Here is a 755-nt window from a genome sequence, read left to right as displayed (position 1 = left end):
AACAGGATGCTGCTGCGATCATCCACTGCGCGCCGCCTGGCTGCTGCGCCGCGATGCGCTGGAGCCGCAGCGCCTGCTGCCGGCGCTGGGGCTGAACGCGGCAGTCAGCGTGGGAACGCCGCTGCTGATGGCGGTGGGGCTGCTGATCTGACGCACCAGAACCTGCGGTGCCGCCCCAGACCTTGGCGGCCAGAACGACGCTGACCGCCCTACCCCGAACGGAGCCGCAGTTGAAATCCCTCCTTCCGCAAGCAGGGCGACACACCCCTCAAAGCTGGAAGCGACTGGTCAGCCGGTTCAGGTCGGTGGCCAGGCGCGCCAGCTCGTCGCTGGCTGCCGAGGTCTGCTGGGCGCCGGCAGCGCTCTGCTGGGCGATGTCGCGGATGGTCACCAGGTTGCGGTCCACTTCGCGGGCCACCTGGGCCTGTTCCTCGGCGGCGCTGGCGATCACCAGGTTCATCTCGTTGATCTGGCTGATGCGTTCGGCGATGCGTCCCAGCGCCTGGTCGGCGCGCCCGGCCATGCCCTGGCTATGGGTCGCGACTTCGCTGCTTTCGTGCATTTCCCGGACCGCCGCCTGGGTTGCGGTCTGGATAGCGCCGATCATGCGCTCGATTTCCTGGGTCGAGCTGTGGGTGCGTTGCGCCAGGCTGCGCACCTCGTCGGCCACTACCGCAAAGCCGCGCCCTGCCTCGCCGGCACGCGCCGCCTCGATGGCCGCGTTGAGGGCCAGCAGGTTGGTCTGGTCGGCGATG

1 protein-coding gene is annotated in these 755 nt (G+C 69.4%); it reads right to left on the bottom strand.

The window, feature by feature from the left end:
• Positions 1–268 precede the first annotated feature (268 nt).
• Positions 269–755 (bottom strand): methyl-accepting chemotaxis protein (locus AS93_RS19830; RefSeq protein ID WP_037010130.1); only part of this gene is annotated, 487 nt, incomplete at its 5' end.

Origin of the sequence: Pseudomonas sp. RL (assembly GCF_000647775.1) — a bacterium.
Classification (GTDB): domain Bacteria; phylum Pseudomonadota; class Gammaproteobacteria; order Pseudomonadales; family Pseudomonadaceae; genus Serpens; species Serpens flexibilis.
Note: the sequence above shows the minus strand (reverse complement) of the source record. Positions and strands in the feature narration are given on the sequence as shown.